Source organism: Loigolactobacillus zhaoyuanensis, assembly GCF_003946385.1.
Lineage (GTDB): Bacteria > Bacillota > Bacilli > Lactobacillales > Lactobacillaceae > Loigolactobacillus > Loigolactobacillus zhaoyuanensis.
This window is the reverse complement of sequence record NZ_RHOE01000133.1, coordinates 1-1,687: the sequence shown is the minus strand read 5'-3', so window position 1 is coordinate 1,687 and position 1,687 is coordinate 1. Positions and strand designations below refer to the sequence as shown.

The window sequence follows — 1,687 nt, the reverse complement described above, 5'->3', positions numbered from 1 at the left end:
CCTGAATTATGCATATCTGTTCCTAAACCTTAACGAGAATGTTGCTACACCATCGTTTTATCTTTGATTGAGAGTTTCACCAAAATGGTGTACCAAAAAAGCACCTTCCGTGTTATTGTTATAGCGACCAAACAATAACGAACACAGGAGATGCCTCATGACTAACTTACACGAAACCCAACTGCGATTCAACCCTAAAATCAAAATTAAGACTGATGATGTTCAACTTTCAAATAACGCAGGCCTGTTGTTTTACGCCGAATTTAAGCACGCAGCTGGTCTTGACCAAATTATTGATCAAGCGGCGGCACAATTAAGCGAAAAACGTATTGGCCCTCATTATTCTAAAACTAGCTTACTCAATCAAATGCTGGAACTGAATATTGCCGGTTACGGTAATGATGTCGCGGCCGACGCGCTACAACACGACCCAGTCATGAAACAGGTCCATGGGACGACTGATTTAGCACCCCAACCGACTATTTCTCGTTTTTTAAGTGCGCTAACTTGTGATGATGTTCTGCACTTGAACCGTTTGATTTTAACCTTGGCGCTCGATTATATCAGGACTAACCATATTGACACGGTCATGCTTGATGTTGATTCGACGCATTGTGATACCTTTGGTCATCAAGAAGCTGCTAGTTTCAATGCGCATTATGGGGTTACTGGTTTCCATCCGCTAGTGGCCTATATCGCGCAGCTGAATTTGCTTTTAGGAATCAAGCAACGTCCAGGCAATCAGTACACCAGCACTGGTGTCAAAGAATTCTTAGCCCCGATCTTTGCGGCTTTTTGCGAATTGCCGTTTGATGTTCAGTTGATTTTACGCGGTGATAGTGGTTTTGCGACGCCTGAGCTTTATACGCTCTGCGAATTTTATGATGTAAAATATGTGATCCGCCTGAAGCGAAACGCCGCTTTAGACCAACTAGCTGATGAATTCACACCAGTAGTGCCCAAGCATTTTGATCAGAATTCGGTCATCTATGGTGAATTCAACTACGCGGCCAAGAGCTGGTCGATTGATCGGCGCGTCCTAGTAAAATCGACGCATCAAGTAGGCGAACTATTCTTTGAACGGCAATATGTGGTCACTAATATGACTGAAGCCGGGGTCAAATTATTGTACTTAGCCTATCAAAAGCGTGGGGCCATGGAAAACCTGATCAAAGAAAGTAAAGCCGGCTTTTTTATGGATAAGACGAATAGCCACACCTTTACTACCAATGCCGCGCGGGCAACTATCAGCGGCATTGCCTATAACTTGATTGCCTTGATGAAGTTAATGGCCTTACCAAAAGAGCAGCGCAACACGACCATTAGTACACTACGCTTTCAAATCTTTCACGTTGCTGGAAAACTAGCCCGTCACGCCGGAAAAATAATCATTCATCTGGCGCAAAGCAACGTCTTTAGCCAGCAGATCGAAGCCTTATTAGCTAACATTCACACGTTAAGCCCCTTAGTGACCAACTAAGAAAATAGCGCAGTTACTTTTAAAATTATTGTGTTTGACCAAGGGATTAGTGGCTACTTTTTTGACGCGATCAAGTATGAAAACTAATCAAACTAACTAAATTAAGTCAAACTTGGCTAGTCATGACTAGCCCAAGTCGTGAATATAGAGAAATTACGTAAAACTGATAATTTGGCCAATCAATTTGATGCATATGCATAATTCAGG

At 42.6% G+C, this 1,687-nt stretch carries 1 protein-coding gene; it reads left to right on the top strand.

What is annotated here, in order from left to right:
• Positions 1-157 precede the first annotated feature (157 nt).
• Positions 158-1,480, top strand: a complete 1,323-nt coding sequence (locus EKM76_RS13210; RefSeq protein ID WP_125551012.1) for an IS1380 family transposase — start codon at positions 158-160, stop codon at positions 1,478-1,480.
• Positions 1,481-1,687: the final 207 nt, after the last annotated feature.

Excerpts from the sequence above, each read along its gene's own strand:
- EKM76_RS13210 (WP_125551012.1), top strand. The coding sequence starts at position 158 with ATGACTAACTTACACGAAACCCAACTGCGATTCAACCCTAAAATCAAA.